Here is a 23,477-nt window from a genome sequence, read left to right as displayed (position 1 = left end):
TTGTCCGGATGCCGATCGAACACACCACGAAGGCCGCTTTCGAAATTCGCCAGACTCTTAACATGCATCATGGCGGAGGCTGCCAACTCAATATTATCTGGCGGAACAAGGGGTTCTGGCAGTGCCGTTTCGACCGCGTGATGGATCTGACGTGGAATGATCAAGCAAGCACCGCCCTGCCATTGGCTGGTTGAAAAACGGCTCGACTTCGGCGGTGGCGGAGGTCGGTCCCGGATCTCCTTGCTGTTGGATCGAGAGGGGAGCTTGGAAAAGTGCTCGGGGAGGACAAGCAGTGGCGGATAAACTCTCGGGCAAACGCATCCTTGTGGTCGAGGATGAGTACTTTATCGCAGCCGATTTGTGCCAAGTCCTTGAAGACGAAGGGGCTGAGGTGATCGGCCCGACGGGCAACGTCTCCCAAGGACTTAATCTGGCGAGCCTGAAGCTCGATGCCGCCCTGCTCGACGTGAACCTGGAAGGCATGAATTCCTACCCGATCGCGGACCTTTTGACCGAGCGAGCCGTTCCGTACGTGTTCCTGACCGGCTATGATGGCTGGTCGCTGCCTGAAGGCTACCAGGCCGTGCCACACCTCGCGAAACCGTTTCGCATGGACGCCGTTGTGCTCGCCTTGGGCATGTTGCTCGACGAGTCCCAAGGGTGACAGTCTTGTTAGGTACCCCGCAGAACGGTGCGCGGGCCCCCGTGAGGCGGCTTGACGCGCTTTGGCGGCTCGATGACCAGGCCGCTGCTGCCCTTGAGAGCAGCATTTCGACCTCGATTCTGGAGCCTCCGGGTCGGGAGTTGGTCAAGGAAGGTCAAAAGATTGCCAAGGCGATGCTGGTCGTCAGCGGGCTTGCCGCCCGCTACCGCCTCCTCGCCGACGGGCGTCGCCAGTTGATCAGCTTTGTCCTCCCCGGCGACCTGTTCGGGATTTGCCATCATCCGGAACCGCTTGCGGTTTCGGGTCTGATGTCACTCACATCTCTGGGAATCTGCGCGGCTCCCTCGGCAGATATCTCGGAGACCTTGCAGCATGCCTATCGGGTCAGCAACGCGCTGGAGGAGGCCTATCTTCTCGCGCAGATCACCCGCCTCGGCCGAATGAGCGCGCGAGAGCGTTTGCTGGATCTTGTGCTGGAGATCGAGGAGCGCCTGGCGCTCGCCGGACTCGCCCAAAACGGCCGGTTCCAGTTGCCCGTTACCCAGGAAACGCTTTCCGACGCCCTTGGCCTCACCCCGGTCCATCTCAATAGGACAATTCAGGTGGTTCGCCGCGAAGACGACCTTCAATGGCGCGCGGGATGGATCACGATCAAGGATCCGGCGTTGCTGGCACGCAAGGTCGGCCGGGTTCCGACCAGGGTCACAGCGGCCCGCTAAGCCCACCCGCCAAAGCACCAACCATGCGAAGGATATGACGAACCCTTCGTTCAGCGAACCCTGGTGACCGATTAGTCGTACCCGATCCCGAGCCCTACGGCTCGCTCACGGCGGCGCTTTTCCATGTCATTACACCTGTCCGAAGCCATGGCGTACCTCCAGTACCAGCTTGGTGCCGAGGTCGACTCCGCGGGACGTGCGGTGGCCGATACGTCTTGGAGCACCCAGTTGCAGAGTTCGGAGCATCTGTGGATGCTGCTCGAAGGCGCGCACGTCCTCACCTTGATGTTATTCGCCGGAACGATCCTGTTCGTCGACATGCGCCTTCTAGGGCTGGTCCTGCGCAAGGTTCCCGTTTCGGCCGTTGCCGATACCGTGCTGCCCTACACTGTCGCGGGCTTCGCGATCATGGTTCTGACCGGCTCCGCGTTGTTCTTCGCCAATCCGCTGGAGTACTATCACAATCCAGTTTTTCGCGTGAAAGCGGTGTTCCTTGTCGCCGCCGCGCTCAACATCTTCATCTTCCACTGGCGCGTCCAGGCGGACCGGGAGAAATGGGACGCCAGGGACCGCCCGCCGACGGCGGCCAGGGTGTCGGCCGGTATTTCGATCGTGCTGTGGATCGCCGTGATCGTCACGGGGCGTTACGCCGCCTATGACTGGTTCAGGTGCGGCCAGACCACAGGCGTTATCGCAGAGCTCGCCCAGTGCACCGAGTTCGAGACCACGCTGGTCCATGCCGAGCAGGAGCTCGCGGTATGAGCTTCAGCTTTCACCACCTCACGCCTGGATTTTCGGACGCCGTCCTCAGCTTATCGCGAACCCCGCTTATCAAGCAGATCAACGAGACCATCTGGATTTTCGCGGCGGTCGAGACACTGCACCTGCTCTCGCTTGCGGTCCTTGGCGGCGCCGTCTTTGCGCTCAATCTGCGGCTGCTCGGCGTGGCCCTGCAGAGGGTCCCGGCCCGCGAGGTGGAGCGCGCCACCCGGCCCTGGTTGTGGGGCGGCATCGTCGGCACGATCCTTACCGGAATCGTCATGGCCGTTGCGACCGCAGGTGGCCTGCTCGCCAGCGCGGCGTTCTTCGTGAAAATGGTCGCGCTCGTCGCGGCGATCCTGTTTAGCCTCGCCGTTTCACAGCTGGTTCGCCAGGAACCGACCGAGCGCCGCGGTCGGGCCACGGCGCTCGCCGTCGCGGCTCTGGTGTTGTGGGCAGGAGCGCTCCTGCTGTTCGCCTCGACCAGCGGCATTCGGGCCGGAGCCCTGCTTGTGGCCTTTGCCGGATTTGGACTGTTCGCAGCCTTCGCCCGACACTACCGCCGGGTCTATCTGGTCGCGGTCGCGGCGATCGTGGGCGGCGGGCTGGTGCTGGCCGAGCTTTGGCCGGCCGCGCGCCACGATTTGGCGGTCGCTCAGTCGGTCTACTTTGCCACCGTTGGCGCGGCGTTAGCTGTCGCCCTGGGAGTAGCTTTGGCCGAGGCCCGGTCCCGCGGCGAACCCGCCGCCGGCCTTCACAGGCTGCCGGCCTTCGCCTCGACCCTCGCCTGGATCTCTGTCGCCGCGGCGGGCCGCTGGATTGGATTCAGCTAAGACGCGAGCCTATATGCCGATTTGGCATATTAACATGCCAATGCATTCGTTCCCGCACCCCTAGAAGCAAAATATATCCCTCGCACCAAGTTGATGAGGGTATGATGCGTAACACAGAAAAGTCATTTCGCCACAAAGCGTTCCTTAGAGCAACTCGCACATCATTTGCGCTTTTGGCGATGGGCGTCAGCTCGACGGCGCTTTTTACGCATCCAGCGCTTTCCCAATCGTCAGCACAAGCGGGACCTGCGCAGGCTGAGAACGTGCTCAACCGGCAGCAAGTGGACCAGTTGCTCGCCGCGCCCGACAAGGTGACCTTCATCGACCTGCGCCGGGCGGATGAAATCGCCGCCATCGGTAGCCTCCCAGTCTATCTCAACATCCAGGTCTCGGAACTCGACCGTTTCCTGCCCTACATCCCGCGCGACCGGAGCGTAGTCACGATCTCCAATCACGCCGGACGGGCCAAGCGCGCGGCGACCTACCTTCGTTCTCAGGGCTACTCGGTCACCGGCGTCGTCGGAGTTGAAAACTACGCCGCAGAGGGCGGCACTCTCTACGGCAAGCTGTTCACCACTCCGGCCATCGACGGTGTCGTGGCCGCCGGCACCCGGGTCGAGGTGATCCGCGAAGGGTTCGACGGCACCGAAGGGCCGGTCGCGCTAACCGATGGCTCGATCATCTTCACGGAGAACCGGGCCGACCGCATCGTCCGCATTGCTCCGGACAACTCGGTGTCAACTTATCTCGAAAAGACCGGCGGTGCGAACTCGCTCGCGGTCGGCGCCAAAGGCGAATTGCTCGCCGTTCAGACCACCACTCCTGGTGTCGCGCAGTTGCAGCCGGCGAGCAACGTCCTTGCGGCTGCTTATTCGGGCAAGCCGTTCAACCGTCCCAACGACCTTGCGCTAGCCCGCACGGGGAACATCTACTTCTCGGACCCGGGTGCGCCGCCGGCGGCGGGAACCCCCGCTCCCCGAGTCCCGGCCAAGACGGGGCTTTACTGGCTCAACCCGCGCGGACAGGTGAGGCTCGTCACCGATGACATCCCGCGCCCGAACGGCGTTGCCCTGAGCCCGGATGAGAAGACCCTCTACGTCGCCAATACCTGGGGTGAAAACCTGATCGCCTTCAGCGTCCAGCCGGACGGCAGCCTGGCCGGACGGCACGACTTCGCCCGGCTCGCCGGTTTCCGGAACGCGCCCGAAGGTCCCACCAGCGGAGCGGACGGGGTCGCCGTAGACGCATCGGGTCGGGTCTATGTCGCCTCCAGCGCTGGTGTCGAAGTATTCTCGCCAGAGGGAACGCCGCTAGGCGTCATCGCGCTGCCGAAACAGCCGCAGAACCTGGCCTTCGGAGGGGCAGACCGCTCGCAGCTCTACGTGGTCGGCCGTGGCTCGGTCTACCGCATCAAGACGCTGACCAAGGGCGTCGACCGGCCCGGCAAATAGCCCCCGGTCCTCCCTCTCATCCCGCCCGGAAAGACAATAAGATCATGAAAAACAACAATCATCCGTCGGGCGCGTCGCGCCGACCCCGTGCCCGCGCGTCGTGGCTGGCGAGCGCCGCCGCGCTAGCCGCCATCCTCCCGCAGGCCGCCCTCGCCGCGGAGGAAACCACCGCGGCAACGAACACCGAAGCGCCCGCCACAACAGTTAGCGAAGCACCGCAGGGCGATATCATCATCGTCACCGCGCGGAACCGCGAGGAATCGCTCGTCGACGTGCCGATTCCGATCTCGGTCATCAGCGCCGCGACGCTCGAACAGCAGCATGTCTTCACCGTCGCCGACATTACCCAGCGCGCGCCGGGCCTGACTGCGACCACACCGAACGCGCGCCGTACTGGCGTGTCACTGCGCGGGATCGGCAAGACCAGCGGCAACGACAACATGGAGGCCGCCGTCGGCGTGATCGTCGACGACGTGTTCCTCGATCACGTGGGCATGACGTACCAGGACTTCACCGACCTTGCACAGGTCGAGATCCTGCGCGGCCCGCAAGGTACGCTGCTGGGCAAGAACACCTCGCTGGGCGTGATCAAGTACACCAGCAAGCTGCCGTCATTCACCCCCGAAGGCACGCTTGAGGTCGAAGGCGGGCTCGACCGTAACACCTTCAAGGCCCGAGGTTCTTTCTCCGATGCGCTGATCGAAGACTTGCTCGCCTTCCGCGCATCGTTCTTCTACGACAACCAGGACGGCGACATCCTCAACGTCAATCCCGCGGTCGGCGGCCGGTGGCACGAACAGAACCGCTGGGGCGGACGCTTCCAGCTGTTGCTCGAGCCGAGCGACAACTTCTCGCTCAGGCTCAATGTCGACGGCGCGGAGACCGACGAGCGCAGCAACACCAAGCCGTTCATGGTCGATCCGACGACGCTGAACGACGGCTCGGTCCGCACGACCACCTATTCGACCCGCCTCGCCCGCAGCTACTTCCAGCCCTACACTCCGATCATCGGATCGTGGGATACGATCGACATCGACGAAGCGCTCCCGCTGGTCACCCGTAACTACGGCGGATCGCTGATCGCGACCTGGGACGTCGGCGAAGTCGAGATCAAGTCGATCACGGCCGGCCGCTGGTTCCACTTCGACGCGACCAACGACCAGGAGCAGACCCGCTTCCCGATCGCGCGCAGCGGCTCACTGGTGAACACCGAACAGTTCTCGCAGGAGTTCCGCTTCACCGGCGATATCACCGACACGATCGATTACCAGGCGGGTCTCTACCTGATGCGGATCGAGACCGACACGAACGGCCGCAGCCGCTTCGGTCGGGATGCCGGGGCGTTCTTCGCCACCAACGCGCAGTACAACGCGCTGAACAATCCGGCCGGTTGGCTGCTGCTGCAGGAGGCGCTCGATAATACCCAGAGCATCAGCAACCAGCATCCGATCTCCAACAGCCAGGCGGTGTTCGCCCAGGCGAACTGGGAAATCACAGACCGGGCGAGCCTCACCGCCGGCCTTCGTTACACCCGCGAGCAGAAGACCAGCACAACCACGAAGACCATCGGCACCGAGGACGGATCGCCCCTGGTTTCGACCGGCGATCCCATCGCCGACGCGATCCGGGCGGCGCAGCTGCAGACGCCCTTCGAGACGATAATCGGCGAACCCATCGACGACGGCGCCTTCGCGTGGCTGATCAATCCCAGCTACAAGATCACCGAAGACGTGCTGTTCTACGCGTCGGCCAGCGGCGGCGGCAAATCCGGGGCGGTCGCGTTCGACAACAACGGTACCCGCCGTAACGTCGCTCCCGAAAAGACGACGGATTTCGAACTCGGCGTGAAGGGCCAGTTCTTCGACAACGTGTTGTGGCTCAGCGCCAACCTCTATTACACCAAGGTTCGCGACTATCAGGCTGTCACCAGCATAGCGGATACCAACTCCTCGACCGGGTTCAGCTCGGTCCTCGGCAACATTCCCGGAATCCGCGCCCAGGGCATCGAGATCGATGGTACGCTAACGCCGTTCGACGGTCTGACGATCAACTTCGGCGGGGCCTATAACGACGCGGTCTATACGGACTGGGCCAACGCCACCTGCCCGCGGGCCTTCCCCTCGAGCATCCCGACGTGCGACAACACCGGCAAGCAGATCGTCGGCGCGCCTAAGTGGGTCGGCATCATCGGCTTCAACTTCGAACGAGAAGTCGGCTCCTCGGGCGTGTCGTTCTACGCCTATGCCAACGACACCTACCGCTCGAAGCACAACCTCGAGCAGTTGCTGTCGCCCTATGGCTGGCAGGACTCCTATCATCTGACCGACGCCGGCATCGGCATCATCACCGAGATCGCGGGCGCTCGTACCCAGATCGGCATCGCAGCCAAGAACCTGTTCGACGTCCAGTACACGACCAGCATCAACGACTTCAGCAACAACGCACCGGTTGGCTACGACGGCATCGGCCCCAGCCGCACGATCAACGCTGTTGTCCGAGCGACCTTCTAAGGAGCACCCCTATGAAAACGCGTTTGCACTTATCCCTCGTGGGCTTTGCATTGGCTGCGGTCGGCGCCGGGTATTCGATACCCAGCCTGGCCCACCACGCCTTCGCGGCCGAGTTCGATTCTTCCAAGCCGCTTGTGGTCGAAGGCACCGTCACCAGGGCCCGGTTCGTCAATCCGCATAGCTGGATCTACCTCGACGTGAAGAACCGTGACGGTTCGGTCACCAACTGGGGCTTTGAGTTCGGCACGCCCAGCTCGCTCAAGGCCAGCGGCCTGAGCCGGGCGGACGTGGCTTTCGGCACCAAGATCAAGCTAGCGGGCTTCCGCGCCAAGAACGGTGGGGCCTTCGGCTATGCCGGGGCGATTGCCCTTCCCGACGGCCGCAAGATCAAGACCGGCGGCGCGCCTGATGCTCCCACTCCGGCGTTCTGACATGCTGGAGGTTCTCAAGCGCAGTAGCCGTGGGCTGCTGGCTGCGGCCGCAATGGCGGCCGTCACGCTGACGGCCGGCCCGATCCAGGCGCAGGATCCGGTCGCTATACCTCGGCTCGCCAGTGGCAAGCCCGACTTCTCGGGCATCTGGCAGACGCTCAGCGAGGCCGACTACGACCTCGAGCCCCACTCGGGACGGCGCGATGCGCCGCCTGGGCCGGGCGTCGTGGAAGGCGGGGCGATCCCGTACCTTCCGGGTGCTTTGGAGCAGCGGTCGCGCAACTTCGAGACACGTGCCGAGGACGATCCCCGGCTCAAGTGCTGGGTCCTGGGAGTGCCGCGGGGGGTCTACTACCCGGCGCCGTTCCAGATCTTCCAGCGCGACAATGACGTGACCCTGGTCCACCAATTCGGAAACCAGGTCCGCACGATCGCCACCAACGGATCGGACCACCCGGAGGAAAAGCAGCAGGAGTTCTGGCTCGGCGATTCCCGTGGGCACTGGGAAGGCGACACGCTTGTTGTCGACGTGGCCGACTTCAACCCCGAGACCTGGCTCGACCGCGCGGGCAACTACCACAGCGAGGAGCTGCATGTGGTCGAGCGCTGGCGCTTCGTCGACCCCGACACGATTGCCTATTCGGCAACGCTCGACGACCCGAAGGTCTACAGCAAGCCCTGGACGATCGACGTCCTGCTGCACCGCCGGCGCGACGCCAACTTCCAGCTCATCGAGGATTACTGCTTCACGCTCCAGTACGAGCAGTACTACCCGCACCATAAGGACGGACAATAATGGCTCGTCGGATCTTGACCGCCGCGCTCCTGCTGACGGTCGGCGCGCTGCCCCAAATCGCTCTCGCCCAGCAGACCCCCGCCCCGGCTCCCCAGCCGACCGCGCCGGGGATTCGCTGGAGCAAGGAAGTCATTCCGATCGCCTCTGGCGAGTGGACCGGACCAAGGCTGGCTGACGGGCAGCCGGACGTGCAGGGGTTCTGGTCGAACACGATCTCGAACCACAGCAATTTCACCGACCCGCAGGCGGGACCTCCCGGAGAGCCCTCCGGCACGGCAAAGCTGCCGCGCGATCAGCGGGCGCCCAGCCGCGTGTCGGATCCTGCGGACGGCGAGATCCCCTACCGTCCCGAAGCCCGGGCGCTGCAGGCGGATTTCGCACACAACTTTCCCAACCCGACCGAGCCGCAATACATCGAGCCCCTCGCCCGCTGTGCTCCGGCTGGCGTCCCCAAATCGTTCATGTGGCACGGTTATGAGCTCCGGCAGTATCCGGGCTACGTCGTGCTGCTGTTCGATTCCGGCAACCGGATCATCCGCCTTGAAGACGGCGCCCCTCTCTCCGACAAGATCAAGCTGTGGAATGGGGACTCCCGCGGCCACTGGGAAGGCAACACCCTGGTCGTCAGTGTGCGCAACAACAACGGCAAGGCGCTGTTCGGACGCTACGGCGACTTCATGAGCGAGAACGGCACGGTCGAGGAACGCTATATCTTCGATGCCGACGGCAAGCGCTTCAACTACGTCGCGACGTTCACCGATCCCACGGTCTACACCCGTCCCTGGACGGCAACCATCCCCGCCCGCCGCTACACCGACGCGGACGAGCCCGATGGCTGGCACTTCGACGTCCAGCCGGTGAACATCGCCGGCGGCACACCGCGCTACGAGCATCACGAGCGGATCTGTGTCGAGAACAACGGTCCCTTCGGTGGTGGCGCCGTGGGCGTTCCGTTCGAAGGGTCAGTGATCGCCCGCTGACGCCAGGATTTCCCCGGATCCGGCCCGCCTGAGTTTCCTCAAGGCATCCTCTCTCCCAGCCGGATTCGAACTTGGGCGGGGCTCCGATACCACGGAGTCCCGCTCTTCTTTTGCCGGTGGTGAGGTGGTTCTTTTACCCGAACTTGAGAGCCAGAGCCGCAGCGACGGCGTCGGCCTCTTCAGGCGTCAGGGGGGCCTTGTAAACGTTGACCATCTTGGTCACCGCGTCCTTCCAGAACTGAGCCCCTTTGCCGCGCGGCTGGGTGGTGATGTAGTCGAGCGAATGGCAACTCGAACAATGGTTCACCACGACCTCAGCATCTGCGTCGGCAAGTTCTGTCGGGGTGTCGCCGATCGGAAAATCGAACGTCACCGGCTGGGCGGCCGTGGCGATGCTCAGAACGAAGGTGCCGGCCCCGAGCAGGATGGCGAGGGGACGGATCATGCGACCTCCAGGGTCAAGGTCTCGGCCACATTGCGCATGTAGCCGGCCGGCTGCCACAATGGGTCGAGCGGTTGAGTGGCACCGCTCTGGCTGAATGCCCGCACCTTGATCGGATGACGGCCCTTGCCAAGCTTCGACCCCAAGCGCCACTCGCGGAACGAGTAGCGGCCCAGATCCTCGCCAAGCCGGGCTTCCTGCCAAGTCCCGCCGTCATCGGTCGACACCAGCACTCGCGCGACACCCTCGCCTCCGCTGAAGGCGATGCCCCGCAATTCGGTGCTCCCCGTCTCCGGCACGACCTGGCCGTCGCAGTGGCTGGTGACGAACGAGCGGACGTTGAGGCGGCTGATCGGCCGGGTCTTGTCAGGCTTGCCTCCCGGTTCGACGCAATTGCAGTCGTTGTCGGGCACGCGATAGGCGGTCTTCATCCAGTAACCGTCAAATACGCCTTCTACGACGTTGATCTCACTGAGGTGCTTGATCCAGTAGGTCCCGTAATAGCCCGGCACGACCAGCCGTAGCGGAAAGCCGTTGAGGAACGGCAAGTCGGCGCCGTTCATGGCAAAGGCGACCAGCACCTCGCCATCGCGCGCGTGATCAAGGTCCAGCGCCTTCACGAAGTCGGGGATCGTATCGAGCGGCGGCTTGTCGAGGCCGTTGAAGGTCACTTGCCCCGCCCCGGCTTTGACACCTGCACGATCGAGCAGCGCCTTGAGCGGCACTCCGGTCCAACGGGCGTTGCCCATCGCGCCATTCCCGAGCTGCCCGCCGCCTACGCGCGGTTCGAAGAAGCCGCGGCTGTTGCCCGAGCATTGGTTGACCGCGACGATCTCCTGGACGGGAAAGCCCGTCTTGAGGTCTGCCAACGACAGGGTTAGCGGCGTGTCGACCAGCCCACCGATCGTCAGCCGAAACGTCGCTGGGTCGATGGTGCTGGGCAGACCGGAGAGGTGATAGCGGACGAAGAAGGCATCGTTCGGCGTCAGCACTCCTTCGTTGAAGACCTCGAATGGGGTCTCCAGCTGGGGCGGACGGGCTGTCAGCCCGATCAGCGGCCGCTTCTGTGGGAGCTGGACCAGGGGCCGCTCGCCGTTCGCGAAGGGTTGGACGATGCGCTCCTGAGCAAGGGCGCGGGCGGACAGCACGGATGCGGCTGCCCCGACGAGGAAGCCCCGCCGTTGTACGAATGTCATGCGGGATTGGCTCCGGAAATGGCGCTCTTCAGGATCGGACGCGGCCCAGCGCCGAAGCGCAGGTCGTGTCTGTCGACAAAGGACCGCAGGATATCCGGCTGGTGAACCGTCGTGTGCCTGCGGGAGTCCTTCAACGTTCGCGCGTCCAGGTGCGGGGCCAGCAGTTCGATCAGGCGACCGGTGTAGTTTCGCAGCAGAGCGCCATGGGGAATGGCGATCTTGGTGCTCGACGCCTTGAAGAACTTGTTGGACCCCGCGACAGTCGCGAAGGCGTCGTCCGGCCCGTTCTCGATCGCCATCTGCGCCACGATCCCCACCCCCATGCCGAGCTTGACGTAGGTCTTGATCACGTCCGCATCGACGGCGGAGAGATGAAAGTCGGGCTGTAGCCCTGCGCTGGCGAAAGCCGCGTCGATGTTGGAGCGACCGGTGAATTCCGGCGTGTAGGTGACGATCGGGTAGCGCACGAGATCGGCCAATGTGGGCGCTTTGACCCGCGCCAGCGGATGCTCGTGCGGGACGATGGCCACGTGCTCCCAGGTGAAGCAGGGGAAGGTCTGGAGGCCCAACTCGCCATCGACCGCTTCGGTCGCCACGCCGATGTCGGCTTCTCCCCGCAGCAGCATATCGACCACCGCGCTTGGGCTGCCCTGCCGCAGCTCCACTTCGACATCGGGGAATTCCCGGCTGAAGCGGACAAGCACTTGCGGCAGCACATAGTTGGCCTGGTTGTGCGTCGTCGCGATCGTCAGGCGGCCCTTATCGGCCTGCACGAACTGCTGGGACAGGCGCTTGAGGTTCTCGGCCTCCTGCAGCAGGCGGTCGATCACTTCGGCCGCGCTGTGCCCCGCCTCCGTCAGACCGACCAGGCGTTTGCCCCGGCGGACGAAAATCTCTATCCCGAGTTCGGCCTCGAGCTCCTTGATCTGTTTGCTGACGCCCGACTGCGATGTGAAGAGCCCGTCGGCAACCTTGGTCAGGTTGAGATCGTTCTGAACCGCAGCGCGAATGTATCGGAGTTGCTGGAAGTTCATAGGGTGCCCGCCTTGATGAAGGGGGCGCGACGGACATTCAAGCCGCTGACTCCACGCACTTTCTGTGTTCGCGCCACCATACCACCCGCCAATTCAGAGGAGCAGCATCCGGTGTCGGGTAGCTTTCTCTACCGATTTGATTGAGAAATGTGTCCCTGGCAAGACTCAAAGGGCAGCCCGTTTCGCAACTGCGACAAGGAATTCTTCTATCGGTGCAAGATGGAGCGAGAAGTCAGAAGTTCACGATCCAGTCGCCTGAGAACACCCACCCCGTCCCGCCGACTTGCGACGGCAGCGAGGAACCGCCCACGGGGGAGCCGTTGAGCTTCAGCGCCTGGATGTTGAACCGGGTTTCCTTCCGGTTGAACGGATAGATATTGGCGCCAAGCGCCAGCTCCCACGGGTCGCCGTACTCGCCGAAGATCTTGGAATAGGTGACATAGGGCTGGAGTACCTTCGAGATCGCCATGGCGGAGGCCTGGAGCGAGAAGCCGGTATCGTAGAGCTCGGTCACCGGGATCGGCCCGACCGTGACGAAGTCATCCACCCAACGGAAGTAATATTCGCCTTCGAAGTGGAATCCCTTGAACTTCACGCCCGCGTTGAGGGCGAGCATCTGGTAGGTCGCCTTCTCGATGTGGCCCCCGGTGTTGAAGGGATCGGGGCTGAACAGCAGAGTGCCGTCCGACAGGCGGATCTGGCTGTTCTCGAAGTCGTCGAGGTCAGGCTGCCCTTGAGCGTCCTCCCGGCTGCGCGTGAAGTGGACGCCGACGAGGGTAGCGACTTGCTGGTGCTCTTCGAAGTCACCCATGCCTGCCGAAGGGCCGAATTCACCGGTGGTGGGCATCCACCACAAAGCGCCCGACAGGGTGTTGAACCCCGCGTCGAGCTCCTGCGAGCTCACGCCCAACTGGGCGAGATTGTTGGCCAGCGCGACGCGGTAGCGAAGTCCGCGCGCGATCTCGCCCTGAGCGTCGATCCCGGTTGAGTAGGACCCGCGGAAAAACTCGTCCGCCATGACCCGGTTGTCGTTCCGCAACCAGTTCGGGAAAGTGTAGTTGGTCGAACGGGTGGTGGGCAGCGGCATCACGCCTGCGGTAACCGTCAACGCATCGTTGAAGTGGTACTGGAAGTATCCACCCAGGACGACCTGTGCGCCCTCGCCCATTTGCGGGTTCGAGGTCCAGAAGAAGAAGTAGTAGCGGAAGTCGGGGTCGAACAACCAACCCTTGAAGTTCCAGCTGAGCTTCTGGAACTGGATGTCCTCGCGGATGTCCGCCAGCTCCTTGGTCCGGCCGAACGCGTCGACGTAGGTTGGGTTGAGGTTTTCCTGGTTGAGGTACCGGGCATAGGCGAAGACACCGGCGCCCAGCTCGCCTTCGTCTCCTCGGACCAAGACGAAACCTCGGCCGGGAATGTAGCGGCCGCCAAAAGAGGGGTCTTCTCCGGATACCGCCACAGCGGTCGGCGGTGGCGCAGGATCGGCAATCGGGGCTTCAGCCAGATCCGGTGTGCTGAATGTGGTCTCGTAGTCTTTCCCGTCGCTCGAAGCGGTCACCGCAGGACTTACGGGTTGGCCTGAAACCGTGGCGGTCTCCGGCTGACGCGCGGCTGGCTGCACAGGGATCGCGGCCGCTGCTTCGGGTTCCGCAGCCTCCTCCATTCCCAGCCGCCTTTCCAGGGCTTCGATGCGCGCATCGAACTCTCGCCTGGATTGCTGCAGCTCGCGCAGCTCGGCCTGGATCGCGGCGCGGTCCTCGGGAGACATGGCCGTTTCCTGCGCTTGCGTTGCCCAAGGAAAGACCAAGGCGGCGAGGGACAGGGATCCCTTCAACCAGGCCAGTCGCAACCCTCGTCCGTTGTTGGACATTTTCCCTCCGCGGCCAGTGCGCTTTGTCCAACCTATGCTTCCGCAGGAGCCGTTCACTCGGGTTTTCTCTCAATAGAGCCGGTATTTACCCTGAGGAGGTCAGCCGGGCACATTGGCTTGTTCCCACGCTCGAACTTTCGCCCGCCCCGCGTCGAACAGGCGCTCGTAGTTTCCCAGAGTGATCGCCTGTCGGGTTTCGGGCCGAACCTGACCGAAAATCCCGTCCCACAAATGGAACACCCGCAAGTTCGCCTCGATGTTGGCCGGGGCCACATTGTCGGTGCCGAACAGGAACCGGTCCGGGTACTTGTCGAACAACTGCGCGGTCCGCCGCATCGTCTCGGGAGAGGTCACGGCGTACTTGGCGACCTCATCCCAGCTGATGTCGAAGTAGACATGCGAAAGCTGCGGGTCGGCCAAGAGCTGGTCGACCAGTTCGAGGTGATTAGGGGGTCGTTCGCCGTTGGGTCCTGGATCCTGCACCGGCTCGGGCGAGACGACGCGCCCCAGTCCCGTATGCGCCCAGATGATGGTCGTCTGGGGATGGCGCAGCAGCAGTTCGCGCATCTGGGTATAGTAGATCGGCAACGCGTTGCCCTTGGCGAACGGCACATCGATGTCGCAATGGAGGATCACGACGAGCCCAACCTCACCCGCAAAGTCGAGTATCTTGTCGAGCGCCGGGTTGAGCAGCGAGGCCGTCTCGCCCGCGACTTTGCTCGAGACGAATTCCTTGTGCACGCTGAATTCGCCGATCCCGGTGAACACGCCGGGGTAGATGGTCAGCACGCGGCGGATGTGGTCGGGGGCGTACATGTCGGCCGGATTGAACCCGGTGATCATCGGGTCGAGCCGCGCGCGCTGGTCTGGCGGCAGCGCGAGGTATTCGGTCGCGATTACCGCGTCGGTAAAGCTGTAGTAGTAAAGCGAAGCGTCCGACTGCAGGTAATAAGTGGGCGCGAAATCGCCCGAGTTCGGGTGGTACCAGATCTGCTGCAGCGGGATCCCGAACAGCGTCGAGCGCTTGACGGTATTCCCCATCATCTGGACGTATTGGGCCGCCGTCAGCCCCCGTTGAATGTAGTTGGTCAGATGGAAGTGGGAGTCACTGTAAAGGTAACCCCCACTGTCCTGCGCGTGCGAGGGCGTGCTGAGAAGCGCAGCCCCGAGTGCGGCCAGTGCTGCGACCCTGCGCACGCTCCGCTTCCGTTCAACCGAACTGCGCGTAGGGGTTGGCCTTGAGCTCGTTGACGATGTCGATGATCGCCTTCTGCCCGCGCACGCTGTTCCCCGCATCGTCGAGCGGTGGCGCGAATGTGCCTATGCCGAACTTGCCGGGCACGACCGCCAGAATCCCGCCACCCACGCCGCTCTTGGCCGGCACGCCGCCGGTGTGGAATGCCCACTTGCCGCTGTCGTCGTACATGCCCGCTGTCGCCATGATCGCGAGCACCCCGGGCACGATGCTCGGATCGAGCACCTGCTTCTTGGTCACCGGGTTGCGCCCGCCGAAGGCCAAGGTCGCTGCCATCGTGGCGAGGTCCACCGCGTTGACGTTGATCGAGCACTGCCGAGTGTAGAGATCGACCGCCACCGCCGGGTCCGACGGGAACCGCTCATAGGCCGACATCAGCGCCCCGATAGCCCGGTTGCGCTGGTTGGTCGCCGCTTCGGATTGATAGACCGGCTGGTTTACCTGAAGCTGGCGCCCGGCCATGTCGGAATGGATACCAATGATCTTGTTCCACACCTCGTCCGGGGTGCCCTTGACGTTGCCGACCGTGGCGATGGCGCCCGGATTGACCAGCGGGTTCATCTCCTTGCCGCGATACTGCTCGACCGCAGTGATCGAGTTGAACACTTGGCCGGTGGCGTCGACCCCGACGCTGTCTTCGATCAGCTTCGAGCCCGACTCCTGCATCACCAACGCAGCGGTGATCGGCTTGGAGACCGACTGGATCGAAAACTCCTGCTTGGAATCTCCGGCCTGGTAGACCGTGCCGTCACCCGTCACGATCGCGATGCCGAAGAAATTCGAGGGCACCTCCGCCAGCGCCGGAATGTAATCGGCGTTCTTGCCTTCGTTGAGGCCGCGGTACTTGCCATAAGCGTTGTCGAGCGCCGCCTGGATCGCGCTCGACGACGGGCCTGAGCCACGGCCCTGGGCAAATGCGACCTCGGGAAGACCCACCGCCCCCGCCACGGCTCCAAGCGCCAGCACGCCCATCAGCTGGCGGCGATCAAGATCGAAATCGGCCATCGTTGTCTTCCCTGTCGCTCGAGTGTGTCCGTCAGTTGCCCCAGATGTCCTTGCTTGAGAACGAGGCCTTGAAGCTGGTCTGCAGGCGCAGATCGTCGCCTTGCGCGCCATCGTTGTCGGTCCGCTGGCCCCACAATAGTTCGATGCCCGCCAGGAGCCGGCTTTCGGGCTGCCACAACAGGTTGACCGAGGCGTACTCGCCTTTGTGGAAGGCCGTCGGGTCCTGGAAATTGGTGTTGTCGACTTCGGTGAAGCTGTAGCCGAGCGCCGAACTTAGCTGCTCGGTCCACTGCATTTCGATGTAGCCGGTGACGCCCAGCAGCTCGACCGCGTCGGCCTCAAGCAACAGGCCGTTGCCCGGCGTCGGCGGGACGCCTGGGGTCACCTGGCCAAGCTCAGCCGAGGGCGCCAGGTCCATGCCGCCATCGTTCATGTAGCTGGCAATACCCTCGCCATAGACGACGCCGCCACGGAAGGTCACGGGCGCGAACTTGAGCACCGTGGTGGCGTTCAGGCCCCAGCCGGTCTCGCTGCCGGAAGGTTCGTTGTCGGGCGTGTCGACCGTGTCATAGCCGACCTTGCGCAAGACGCCGGCGAGCTGGACGTGCCCCCAGTCGCCGCCGTAGCGGACCTGGCCGGTCAGATCGGGGAGTTCCTCGGTGCCGCGCAAGTTGGCGGCGACTTCGGGCGACACCAGCCTGATCGACCCAGGGTCGACGTCGTTGTTCGGCTGCTCAAGTCCGATCTTCGCCGTCCACCCGCCCCCGTCGACCAGCGTCAGAGCGATCTGCGGGTTGCGGATGAAGACCATTCCCGCTGGCCCCCAATAGTCGACCACGTTGGGGAATATGTCGCCATCCATGAACAGCGTGTTGGTCTGCCCCGCCAGGATTGGACCCCACTTGGCATAGGCATGCCGCAGGCGGAACGTAGTCTGCCCCTCGTCCACTCCGACGCCGTAAAGATCGAATTCGAACTTCGCCTCGTAGGGCTTGCCGGCAATCATACCATCGGCCTTCACGCCGAGGCGCGATTGCCGCGCGCTGGCGATGAACTGGCCGTCACTGCCATAGAGACCATCGACCGTCGGGATCTTCGAGGGCCGCAGCGTCGCATCCCAACTGGGGTTCACGCGGTCAAAATCCTGGATCAGGTCGACCTGGGCAAATCCGTAGAGCTCGAGATTGTGATCGCTGCCGATGCCCCCGCTATCGGCCGGCTTGCTTGCGGCAACCTGCGCGGCCTGCGCGGCTTGCTGCTGTTGTTGTTGCGCATCGGCCTGGGCCCGGGCGGCCACTTGCGCCTCCAGCTCGGCCAGGCGCTGCCGGAGCGCTTCGAACTCCGCCCGCTCGGCCGGGGTCATCCCCGACTGGGCTTGAGCCGGCACCGCTGCCACAATCGCGCTCGCCGCGACGAAAGCCAGAATCCTGCGCATTTCGCTTGCCCCTCCTGAGAAAGGCCACTCCCTGTGGCCAATCAAATTCAAGAGGTTGAACTATGAACCTTGGGAATGGGCCGCCAATCAGCACAAACCCTCATTTAACTCCGGGAACTTTGTGGATAGTCGGGAGCCGTTATTTGCTTCGCCATTTCATCGGGTTCGAAAAACTCTTGACGAAATCGACCCGCGATTTGCGCTTTTTCGAGGGTCAGTTGGCTTCGCTAATCTCTGCCGGGGTGGCAACGGCACTGTCCGACCCAAGCGCACGATAGAGCTCGATCCGATTGCGTACGCCGATCAGCAGGACCGCCACCTCCCTCTGCCGGGCGACATAGAGGCTGCGCTGGGCATCGAGATTGGCGAGGAAGCTGTCGATGCCGCCGCGATAGCGAGCTTCGGTCAGGCGGGCGGTGTCTGCCGTTGCTTCGCTGCTCACTCGTGCAGCGCGCAGGCGTTCTCCGATCGTGCCTTGCACCGCGAGAGCGTCGGCCACCTCGCGAAAGGCGGTCTGGATGGAGCGTTCGTAGGCGGCGAGCGCGGCGTCGCGCTGCGCCTGGCTCACCTCGACATTGGCGCGACGTCCGCCGCCATCGAAGATAGTGTAAGCGGCATCGGCGCCGAGTGTGGTCGGGAACGCGCCGCCGGTGAACAGCGAGCCCAGCGTATCGCTCGCCACTCCAACGAGGCCGGTCAGCGAGATGCGCGGGAACATCTCGGCGCGAGCGACGCCAATGTCGGCGTTGGCGGCCCGGAGCAAATATTCGGCCTCGACGATATCGGGCCGGCGCAGCAGCACAGCGGAATCGAGACCCGCCGGTAAAGTTGCGACCGATGCAAAGACTTCGTCCAGCCCGGCGGGGAGCAAGGCGGGATCGACCGCGCCACCGACCAACAGCCGTATCAGGTTCTCGTCCTGCGCCACGGCGGTGGTCTGCGCGGCGAGGTCACCCTCCGCCGTCGCCAGCACCTGCTCTGCCTGGCGGACGTCGGTTCGAGGAGCGATGCCGCCTTCGAGTCGCGCCTGCGTCAGCTGGACCGCGCGGCGGGCGTTGGCGGCTGTGTCGGCGGCGACGGCCAGGAGCTCGCGGTCGGCGGCGTATGTCGCCCAGGCGTCGGCCAAGTCCGCGACGAGGCCGATGCGCACGGTTCGTCCGGAGGCCTCGGTCGCCAACATGCGCTCGCGCTCCGCCGCCGTGGCATTGGCCAGGCGCCCGAACAGGTCGAGCTCGAAGCTCGCGACACCGCCTTGGAGCGCGTAGCTCTCGCTGTCCGCCCCCTCCCGGGTGAGGTAGCTGCTCGAAGCGCTGACGCCAACTTCGGGGAACTGCCCGGAGCGGACGACACGGAACTGCGCCCGAGCCGCCGTCAGATTGGCGGCAGCGATGCGCACGTCGCGGTTATTGACCAGGGCTTGGCCGATCAGCGTCTGGAGCCGCGGATCCTGGAACACGTCGCGATAGGAGACCTCGGGCAGCGCCGCTTCGGTCTGGGCCAGGTAGGCGTCACCGGCCGGCCACGACACCGGCACCGGCGCCTCGGGCCGAACATAGTCCGGTGCCAGCGAGCAGCCGGCCAGGGCCAGCGCCAGGAGGCTAGCGGAAAGGGAGCGGTTCAAGCGGCCGTCTCCGGGTCCGGGCGGCGGCCGAACCGCTCGCGCAGCTTCTTGAGCCCTTCGCGCGTTCCCCGGCGCACCAGGACGAACAGCAACGGAATGTAAAAGACCGCCAGCAGGCTCGCCGTCAGCATGCCGCCGATCACCGAAGTGCCGATGGCGATGCGGCTGTTGGCGCCCGCGCCGGTCGCCAGCGCCAAGGGCATAACGCCGAAGATAAAGGCAAAGCTGGTCATCAGGATCGGGCGCAAGCGGATGCGGGCAGCCCGCAGCACCGCGTCGATAACCCGCGCGCCTTTCTTCTCCTCGTGCTCGGCGAACTCGATCATCAGGATCGCGTTCTTCGAGGCGAGCCCCATCGTGGTCAGCAGGCCGATCTGGAGGAACACGTCGTTCTCCAGGCCGCGCAGGTTGGCGAGGAACAACGACCCTACTAGGCCGAGCGGGATCACCAGCAACACCGCCACCGGAATCGACCAGCTTTCATAGAGCGCGGCCAGGCACAGGAACACGACCAGCAGCGAAACCGCATAGAGCAGCGGCGCCTGGCCTGAAGCCTGGCGTTCCTCGTAGGACGCGCCCGACCAGCCGACGCTGGTGCCTTGAATCCCGCTCGCCAGGCGCTCGATTTCCGCCATCGCCTCGCCCGAGCTGACGCCCGCGGCGGCCTGGCCGGAAATGCCAAAAGCCGGAACTCCCCCGAAGCGGCTGGTGCTGGCCGGAGTGGTTGCCCAACCGATATCGGAGAAGGCGGAGAAGGGCGCCATGCTGCCATCGGCCGAACGCACGTACCACTGCCCGAGGTCTTCGGGCTTGGCGCGGTACTGCGCATCACCCTGGACGTAGACACGCTTGACGCGGCCGTGCTCGATGAAGTCGTTGACGTAGCGCCCACCCCAGGCGGTCGAGAGCGTGTTGTTCACGTTGGCCTGGGTGAGCCCATAAGCGCTCAGCCGTTGCGTATCGAGATCGACCTTCAAAGTGGCTACGTCGGGCAAGTCAGCCAACCGGACTTGCGTCAACAGCGGGCTTTTGTTGGCCAATTCCAGAAGGCGATCCTTGGCCGCCACGAACTCTTCGCGGCTCATCCCGCTCGAATTCTGGAACTGCATGCTGAAGCCGGAGGCGTCGCCCAGCCCCTGCACCGATCCCGGCACGAGGGTGAAGACCTGGGCATCGCGCAAGTTGCGGAATGCGGCCGTCGCGCGCTGGGCGATCGCGTCGGCGGTGTTCTCCTTGCCCGGGCGGTCGTCCCAATCCTTGAGATTGACGAAACCTTGCCCGGTATTCTGCCCGGCGACACCGCCACCCCCGCCGCCGCCGGCAACCAGGAAGTGGAAATCGACGTTATTCTTCTCGTAAGTGTCGAGGTACTTCTCGATTTCGTTGCGCACCTCGATGGTGCGGGCCTGCGTCGCGCCAGCGGGCAAGCGCCACTGGATTTGCACCCGTCCCTGGTCCTCGCCGGGAATGAACCCGCCGGGGAGGCGCCAGAACAGGAAGACCAGCAGCACGATGATCACCGCATAGAGGCCCATGAACAGCCACTTGCGGTCGATCACGTTGCGCACCGCCGAAACGTAGCGCAGCACCATGCGGTCGAAGGTGACGTTGAACCACACCTTGGCGTGCTCGAGAGCGTTCGCAATTCCTGCGAAGCGGCCGTGATGCGGGTGGAATTCGGTCCTCGAGCCATGCGATCTGGGCCTGAGGACGTTGGCGGTGATCGCGGGGCTCAGGATCAGCGCGACAAGGACCGACAGCACCATGCAGGAGATGATGGTGATCGAGAACTGGCGATAGATCACCCCGGTCGAGCCGCCGAAGAACGCCATCGGCAGAAACACGGCCGACAAGACCAGAGCGATCGCGATCAGCGCGGTCTGCAGTTCCTTCATCGACTGGATGGTGGCCTCTCGGGCGGTCATGCCCGGGTTCTCTTCCATCAGGCGCTCGACGTTCTCCACCACCACAATCGCGTCGTCGACCAGCAGGCCGATCGCGAGGACCAGCCCGAACAGGGTCAGCGTGTTGATGCTGAAGTCCGCGAGGTAGAATATTCCCAGCGTACCGAGCAGCACGACCGGCACGGCGACGGTCGGGACCATCAGCGCGCGCCAGTTCTGCAGGAAAGCGAACATCACCAGCACGACGAGCACGACCGCCTCTAGCAGCGCCTTCTGCACCTCCGTCACCGAGAGGCGGATGAAGGCAGAGCTGTCGTTTGCGTAAGTATAGGCGAGCCCCTCGGGCAAGCTGCGCCCCAGCTCTTCCATCTTGGCCTTGACCAGGTCGGCGGTCTTGAGCGCGTCGGCGCCCGGCGTCAGCGAGATCTGCATGCCCGCGCCGGGATAGCCGCTCATGCGCAGGATTACGTTATACTGCTCGGCCCCGATCTCGACCCGGGCGACATCCTTGATGCGCACGCTCGAACCGCTGGGCAGGGTCTTGAGGACGATATCGCCGAACTGCTCCGGGGTCTGGAGCTTCGACAGCGCGGTCACCGTCGCTTGCAGCATCTGCCCCTCGGGCGAGGGAAGGCCGCCGACGTCGCCCGCGGCGACCTCGGTGTTCTGGGACTGGATCGCGCTGACCACGTCGCTCGGCATCAGACCGAAGCCGGCCAGGCGTTGCGGGTTGAGCCAGATGCGCATCGCGTGGGGCGAGCCGAACACGTTGACGTCGCCCACCCCGGGAATGCGCGACAGCGGGTCCTGAATATTGGAGGCGAGGTAGTCCGAGATGTCGACGTAGTTACGCGTGCCGGTGGTGTCGTAGACCGCGACCATCAGCAAGGTATCGGCGTTGGACTTGGTCACCCGCACGCCCTGCTGCTGCACTTCGGCTGGCAGGCGAGAGATCGCAGTCTGGATCTTGTTCTGCACCTGCACCTGGGCAATGTCGGGATCGACGCCCTTCTCGAAAGTCGCGGTGATGCGCGCCTGGCCGCGCGAGCTGGAGCTGGCGCTGAAGTAGAGCAGGCCGTCGAGGCCGGTGAGCTGCTGCTCGAGAATCTGCGTGACGCTGTTCTCGACTGTTTCGGCCGATGCGCCCGGATAGTTGGCCTGGATGTTGACGTTGGTAGGCGCAATGTCGGGATATTGCTCGATCGGCAAGGCGCTGAACGCACCGATCCCCCCGAGCATCACGATGATCGCGAGCACCCAGGCAAAGATCGGCCGGTCGATGAATATCCGTGACATGGCGCGTTACCGGGCCTGTCCGGACGCGGGCTTGCCGCCGCCGTTCCTTCCCGGCGGAGAGACGTTTTGCGGCGCGCTGGCCGGCACCGGACGGACCTCGCCGTCGGGCCGGAGATTATTGCCGAGCCCCTGGGTGATCACCTTGTCGCCCGGGTTGAGACCGGCGGTCACGACCCAGTTGGTGCCGTTGGTACGCGCGGCAGTCACCTTGCGGCGCTGCGCCTTGTTGTCCGGAGTGACGACGAAGACGAAGGCCGAACCGTCGAAATCGCGCTGCAAGGCCGGTTGCGGAACGAGGAACGCGCGCGGCTCGACGGCTTGGTCGAACACGGCTTTCACGAACATGCCCGGAAGGAGCAGGCCCTGCGGGTTCGGGAAGCTCGCCCTCAAAGTGACGGTGCCGGTGCTCTCATCGACAGCGATGTCGGAGAACTTCACCTGGCCGGCAACGCCATAGTCGCTGCCATCTTCGAGCAGCAGGCGCACGCTCGTGCTGCCGGGAGTCACTTCGCCCCGCTGCAAGGCCTGGCGCAGCGAGGTCAGCTCGGCGCTCGACTGCTGCATGTCGACGAAGATCGGGTCGAGCCGCTGGATCACCGCGAGCGGGCTCTGCTGGCTGGCGTTGACGAGCGCGCCGACGGTATAGAGCGAACGGCCGATCCGTCCGCTGATCGGGGCGGTCACGGTCGTGTAGCGCAAGTTGATCCGCGCGGTATCGAGCGCCGCGGCATTCTGCGCGACGCCGGCCCTGGCAACACGCGCCTGTGCCGCCGCGTCGGTGTAGTCCTGTTGCGCGATCGCCTCCATCTCGGCGAGCGGCTGGTACCGGTCAGCCCGTGCAACCGCCGCGTCGGCGCTGGCCCTAGCGCTGGCGAGATTGGCTTCGGCCTGGTTGACCGCTGCGCGATAGAGGCTGGCGTCGATCTCGTAGAGTGGCTGCCCCGCCCGTACCACGCTGCCTTCGGTGAACAGTCGCCGGCGGATCAGGCCGTTGATCTGCGGCCGAACTTCGCTGGTCTCATAAGCCACAGTCCGGCCCCCAAGGGTGACCGAAACGGGCACGGCGGAAGGTTGTACGACGACATAGCCGACTTCAGGTGCCGGACGACCATCCCCGCCACCTGTGTCCGAGCAGGCCGCCAGGACCGAGAGAAGGATGCAAAGGCCTCCACGAATGAGGGCCGATCGCGTGTTCAACATTGCTGGGCTGCGCCCTTCGCCACTGGTTCAAGATTCCGGGGGGGCTTTCAGCGAAAGGCGCCCATATCACAAGGGG

At 64.3% G+C, this 23,477-nt stretch carries 20 protein-coding genes; 10 read left to right on the top strand and 10 right to left on the bottom strand.

The window, feature by feature from the left end:
• Nucleotides 1-8 precede the first annotated feature (8 nt).
• The 10 genes from KK137_RS00900 to KK137_RS00855 all read left to right on the top strand — a co-directional run bounded on the left by KK137_RS00900 (nucleotide 9) and on the right by KK137_RS00855 (nucleotide 9,143).
• Nucleotides 9-194 carry a hypothetical protein gene (locus KK137_RS00900; protein WP_214534051.1) on the top strand — a complete coding sequence of 62 codons (186 nt, stop codon included), beginning with the start codon at nucleotides 9-11 and terminating at the stop codon, nucleotides 192-194.
• A 98-nt stretch (nucleotides 195-292) separates the two neighbouring features.
• Nucleotides 293-664: a response regulator gene (locus tag KK137_RS16715; RefSeq protein ID WP_214534049.1), complete on the top strand. Its 372-nt coding sequence runs from the start codon at nucleotides 293-295 to the stop codon at nucleotides 662-664.
• Nucleotides 661-1,383 carry a Crp/Fnr family transcriptional regulator gene (locus tag KK137_RS00890; RefSeq protein ID WP_214534047.1) on the top strand — a complete coding sequence of 241 codons (723 nt, stop codon included), beginning with the start codon at nucleotides 661-663 and terminating at the stop codon, nucleotides 1,381-1,383. The genes KK137_RS16715 and KK137_RS00890 overlap by 4 nt, the downstream gene beginning before the upstream one ends.
• 123 nt (nucleotides 1,384-1,506) lie before the next feature.
• On the top strand, nucleotides 1,507-2,145 hold the full coding sequence (locus KK137_RS00885; protein WP_214534045.1) for a DUF6644 family protein: 639 nt from the start codon (nucleotides 1,507-1,509) through the stop codon (nucleotides 2,143-2,145).
• The gene (locus KK137_RS00880) at nucleotides 2,142-2,975 is read left to right on the top strand and encodes a DUF6644 family protein (protein ID WP_214534043.1); all 834 of its coding nucleotides are present in this window, start codon (nucleotides 2,142-2,144) and stop codon (nucleotides 2,973-2,975) included. Before KK137_RS00885 ends, KK137_RS00880 begins: the two co-directional genes overlap by 4 nt.
• Before the next feature lie 179 nt (nucleotides 2,976-3,154).
• Nucleotides 3,155-4,426, top strand: a complete 1,272-nt coding sequence (locus tag KK137_RS00875) for an SMP-30/gluconolactonase/LRE family protein (RefSeq protein WP_214534042.1) — start codon at nucleotides 3,155-3,157, stop codon at nucleotides 4,424-4,426.
• 44 nt (nucleotides 4,427-4,470) lie between these two features.
• The gene (locus KK137_RS00870) at nucleotides 4,471-6,936 is read left to right on the top strand and encodes a TonB-dependent receptor (protein ID WP_214534040.1); all 2,466 of its coding nucleotides are present in this window, start codon (nucleotides 4,471-4,473) and stop codon (nucleotides 6,934-6,936) included.
• 11 nt (nucleotides 6,937-6,947) lie between these two features.
• Nucleotides 6,948-7,367 (top strand): DUF6152 family protein, encoded by a 420-nt coding sequence (locus tag KK137_RS00865; RefSeq protein ID WP_214534038.1) that lies wholly within the window; start codon nucleotides 6,948-6,950, stop codon nucleotides 7,365-7,367.
• A gap of 1 nt (nucleotide 7,368) precedes the next feature.
• Entirely contained in the window at nucleotides 7,369-8,163 is a 795-nt protein-coding gene (locus KK137_RS00860) for a hypothetical protein (protein WP_214534036.1), read from the top strand.
• On the top strand, nucleotides 8,163-9,143 hold the full coding sequence (locus KK137_RS00855; RefSeq protein ID WP_214534034.1) for a hypothetical protein: 981 nt from the start codon (nucleotides 8,163-8,165) through the stop codon (nucleotides 9,141-9,143). Before KK137_RS00860 ends, KK137_RS00855 begins: the two co-directional genes overlap by 1 nt.
• 133 nt (nucleotides 9,144-9,276) lie before the next feature.
• Here the strand turns inward: KK137_RS00855 and KK137_RS00850 are convergent, their stop codons facing one another.
• The 10 genes from KK137_RS00850 to KK137_RS00805 all read right to left on the bottom strand — a co-directional run bounded on the left by KK137_RS00850 (nucleotide 9,277) and on the right by KK137_RS00805 (nucleotide 23,401).
• The gene (locus KK137_RS00850) at nucleotides 9,277-9,588 is read right to left on the bottom strand and encodes a cytochrome C (RefSeq protein ID WP_214534033.1); all 312 of its coding nucleotides are present in this window, start codon (nucleotides 9,586-9,588) and stop codon (nucleotides 9,277-9,279) included.
• On the bottom strand, nucleotides 9,585-10,781 hold the full coding sequence (gene sorA / locus KK137_RS00845; RefSeq protein ID WP_214534032.1) for a SorA family sulfite dehydrogenase catalytic subunit: 1,197 nt from the start codon (nucleotides 10,779-10,781) through the stop codon (nucleotides 9,585-9,587). The genes KK137_RS00850 and sorA overlap by 4 nt, the downstream gene beginning before the upstream one ends.
• Nucleotides 10,778-11,815: a LysR substrate-binding domain-containing protein gene (locus KK137_RS00840; protein WP_214534031.1), complete on the bottom strand. Its 1,038-nt coding sequence runs from the start codon at nucleotides 11,813-11,815 to the stop codon at nucleotides 10,778-10,780. The genes sorA and KK137_RS00840 overlap by 4 nt, the downstream gene beginning before the upstream one ends.
• Nucleotides 11,816-12,047: 232 nt before the next feature.
• On the bottom strand, nucleotides 12,048-13,583 hold the full coding sequence (locus KK137_RS00835) for a hypothetical protein (RefSeq protein ID WP_250893532.1): 1,536 nt from the start codon (nucleotides 13,581-13,583) through the stop codon (nucleotides 12,048-12,050).
• Nucleotides 13,584-13,784: 201 nt separating this feature from the next.
• Nucleotides 13,785-14,882 carry an amidohydrolase family protein gene (locus KK137_RS00830; RefSeq protein ID WP_214534029.1) on the bottom strand — a complete coding sequence of 366 codons (1,098 nt, stop codon included), beginning with the start codon at nucleotides 14,880-14,882 and terminating at the stop codon, nucleotides 13,785-13,787.
• 13 nt (nucleotides 14,883-14,895) lie between these two features.
• Nucleotides 14,896-15,945, bottom strand: coding sequence for a glutaminase A (gene glsA, locus KK137_RS00825; protein ID WP_214534028.1), 1,050 nt, complete (start codon nucleotides 15,943-15,945; stop codon nucleotides 14,896-14,898).
• Nucleotides 15,946-15,976: 31 nt separating this feature from the next.
• Nucleotides 15,977-17,380, bottom strand: a complete 1,404-nt coding sequence (locus tag KK137_RS00820) for a DcaP family trimeric outer membrane transporter (RefSeq protein WP_214534026.1) — start codon at nucleotides 17,378-17,380, stop codon at nucleotides 15,977-15,979.
• Nucleotides 17,381-17,594: 214 nt separating this feature from the next.
• Nucleotides 17,595-19,001, bottom strand: a complete 1,407-nt coding sequence (locus tag KK137_RS00815) for an efflux transporter outer membrane subunit (protein WP_214534024.1) — start codon at nucleotides 18,999-19,001, stop codon at nucleotides 17,595-17,597.
• Nucleotides 18,998-22,201, bottom strand: coding sequence for an efflux RND transporter permease subunit (locus KK137_RS00810; RefSeq protein WP_214534022.1), 3,204 nt, complete (start codon nucleotides 22,199-22,201; stop codon nucleotides 18,998-19,000). Before KK137_RS00810 ends, KK137_RS00815 begins: the two co-directional genes overlap by 4 nt.
• A gap of 6 nt (nucleotides 22,202-22,207) precedes the next feature.
• Nucleotides 22,208-23,401 (bottom strand): efflux RND transporter periplasmic adaptor subunit, encoded by a 1,194-nt coding sequence (locus KK137_RS00805; protein ID WP_214534020.1) that lies wholly within the window; start codon nucleotides 23,399-23,401, stop codon nucleotides 22,208-22,210.
• Nucleotides 23,402-23,477: the final 76 nt, after the last annotated feature.

The sequence above is a fragment of the Croceibacterium selenioxidans genome (assembly GCF_018599195.1).
Taxonomy (GTDB): domain Bacteria; phylum Pseudomonadota; class Alphaproteobacteria; order Sphingomonadales; family Sphingomonadaceae; genus Croceibacterium_A; species Croceibacterium_A selenioxidans.
Note: the sequence above shows the minus strand (reverse complement) of the source record. Positions and strands in the feature narration are given on the sequence as shown.

Bases quoted from the DNA above. Each gene is read 5' to 3' on its own strand.
- KK137_RS00850 (WP_214534033.1), bottom strand. From the start codon at position 9,588: ATGATCCGTCCCCTCGCCATCCTGCTCGGGGCCGGCACCTTCGTTCTG.
- KK137_RS00900 (WP_214534051.1), top strand. From the start codon at position 9: ATGCCGATCGAACACACCACGAAGGCCGCTTTCGAAATTCGCCAGACT.
- KK137_RS00875 (WP_214534042.1), top strand. From the start codon at position 3,155: ATGGGCGTCAGCTCGACGGCGCTTTTTACGCATCCAGCGCTTTCCCAA.
- sorA (WP_214534032.1), bottom strand. From the start codon at position 10,781: ATGACATTCGTACAACGGCGGGGCTTCCTCGTCGGGGCAGCCGCATCC.
- KK137_RS00885 (WP_214534045.1), top strand. From the start codon at position 1,507: ATGTCATTACACCTGTCCGAAGCCATGGCGTACCTCCAGTACCAGCTT.
- KK137_RS00855 (WP_214534034.1), top strand. From the start codon at position 8,163: ATGGCTCGTCGGATCTTGACCGCCGCGCTCCTGCTGACGGTCGGCGCG.
- KK137_RS00805 (WP_214534020.1), bottom strand. From the start codon at position 23,401: ATGTTGAACACGCGATCGGCCCTCATTCGTGGAGGCCTTTGCATCCTT.
- KK137_RS00835 (WP_250893532.1), bottom strand. From the start codon at position 13,583: ATGTCTCCCGAGGACCGCGCCGCGATCCAGGCCGAGCTGCGCGAGCTG.
- KK137_RS00820 (WP_214534026.1), bottom strand. From the start codon at position 17,380: ATGCGCAGGATTCTGGCTTTCGTCGCGGCGAGCGCGATTGTGGCAGCG.
- KK137_RS00840 (WP_214534031.1), bottom strand. From the start codon at position 11,815: ATGAACTTCCAGCAACTCCGATACATTCGCGCTGCGGTTCAGAACGAT.
- KK137_RS00865 (WP_214534038.1), top strand. From the start codon at position 6,948: ATGAAAACGCGTTTGCACTTATCCCTCGTGGGCTTTGCATTGGCTGCG.
- KK137_RS00870 (WP_214534040.1), top strand. From the start codon at position 4,471: ATGAAAAACAACAATCATCCGTCGGGCGCGTCGCGCCGACCCCGTGCC.
- KK137_RS00880 (WP_214534043.1), top strand. From the start codon at position 2,142: ATGAGCTTCAGCTTTCACCACCTCACGCCTGGATTTTCGGACGCCGTC.
- KK137_RS00860 (WP_214534036.1), top strand. From the start codon at position 7,369: ATGCTGGAGGTTCTCAAGCGCAGTAGCCGTGGGCTGCTGGCTGCGGCC.
- KK137_RS00810 (WP_214534022.1), bottom strand. From the start codon at position 22,201: ATGTCACGGATATTCATCGACCGGCCGATCTTTGCCTGGGTGCTCGCG.
- glsA (WP_214534028.1), bottom strand. From the start codon at position 15,945: ATGGCCGATTTCGATCTTGATCGCCGCCAGCTGATGGGCGTGCTGGCG.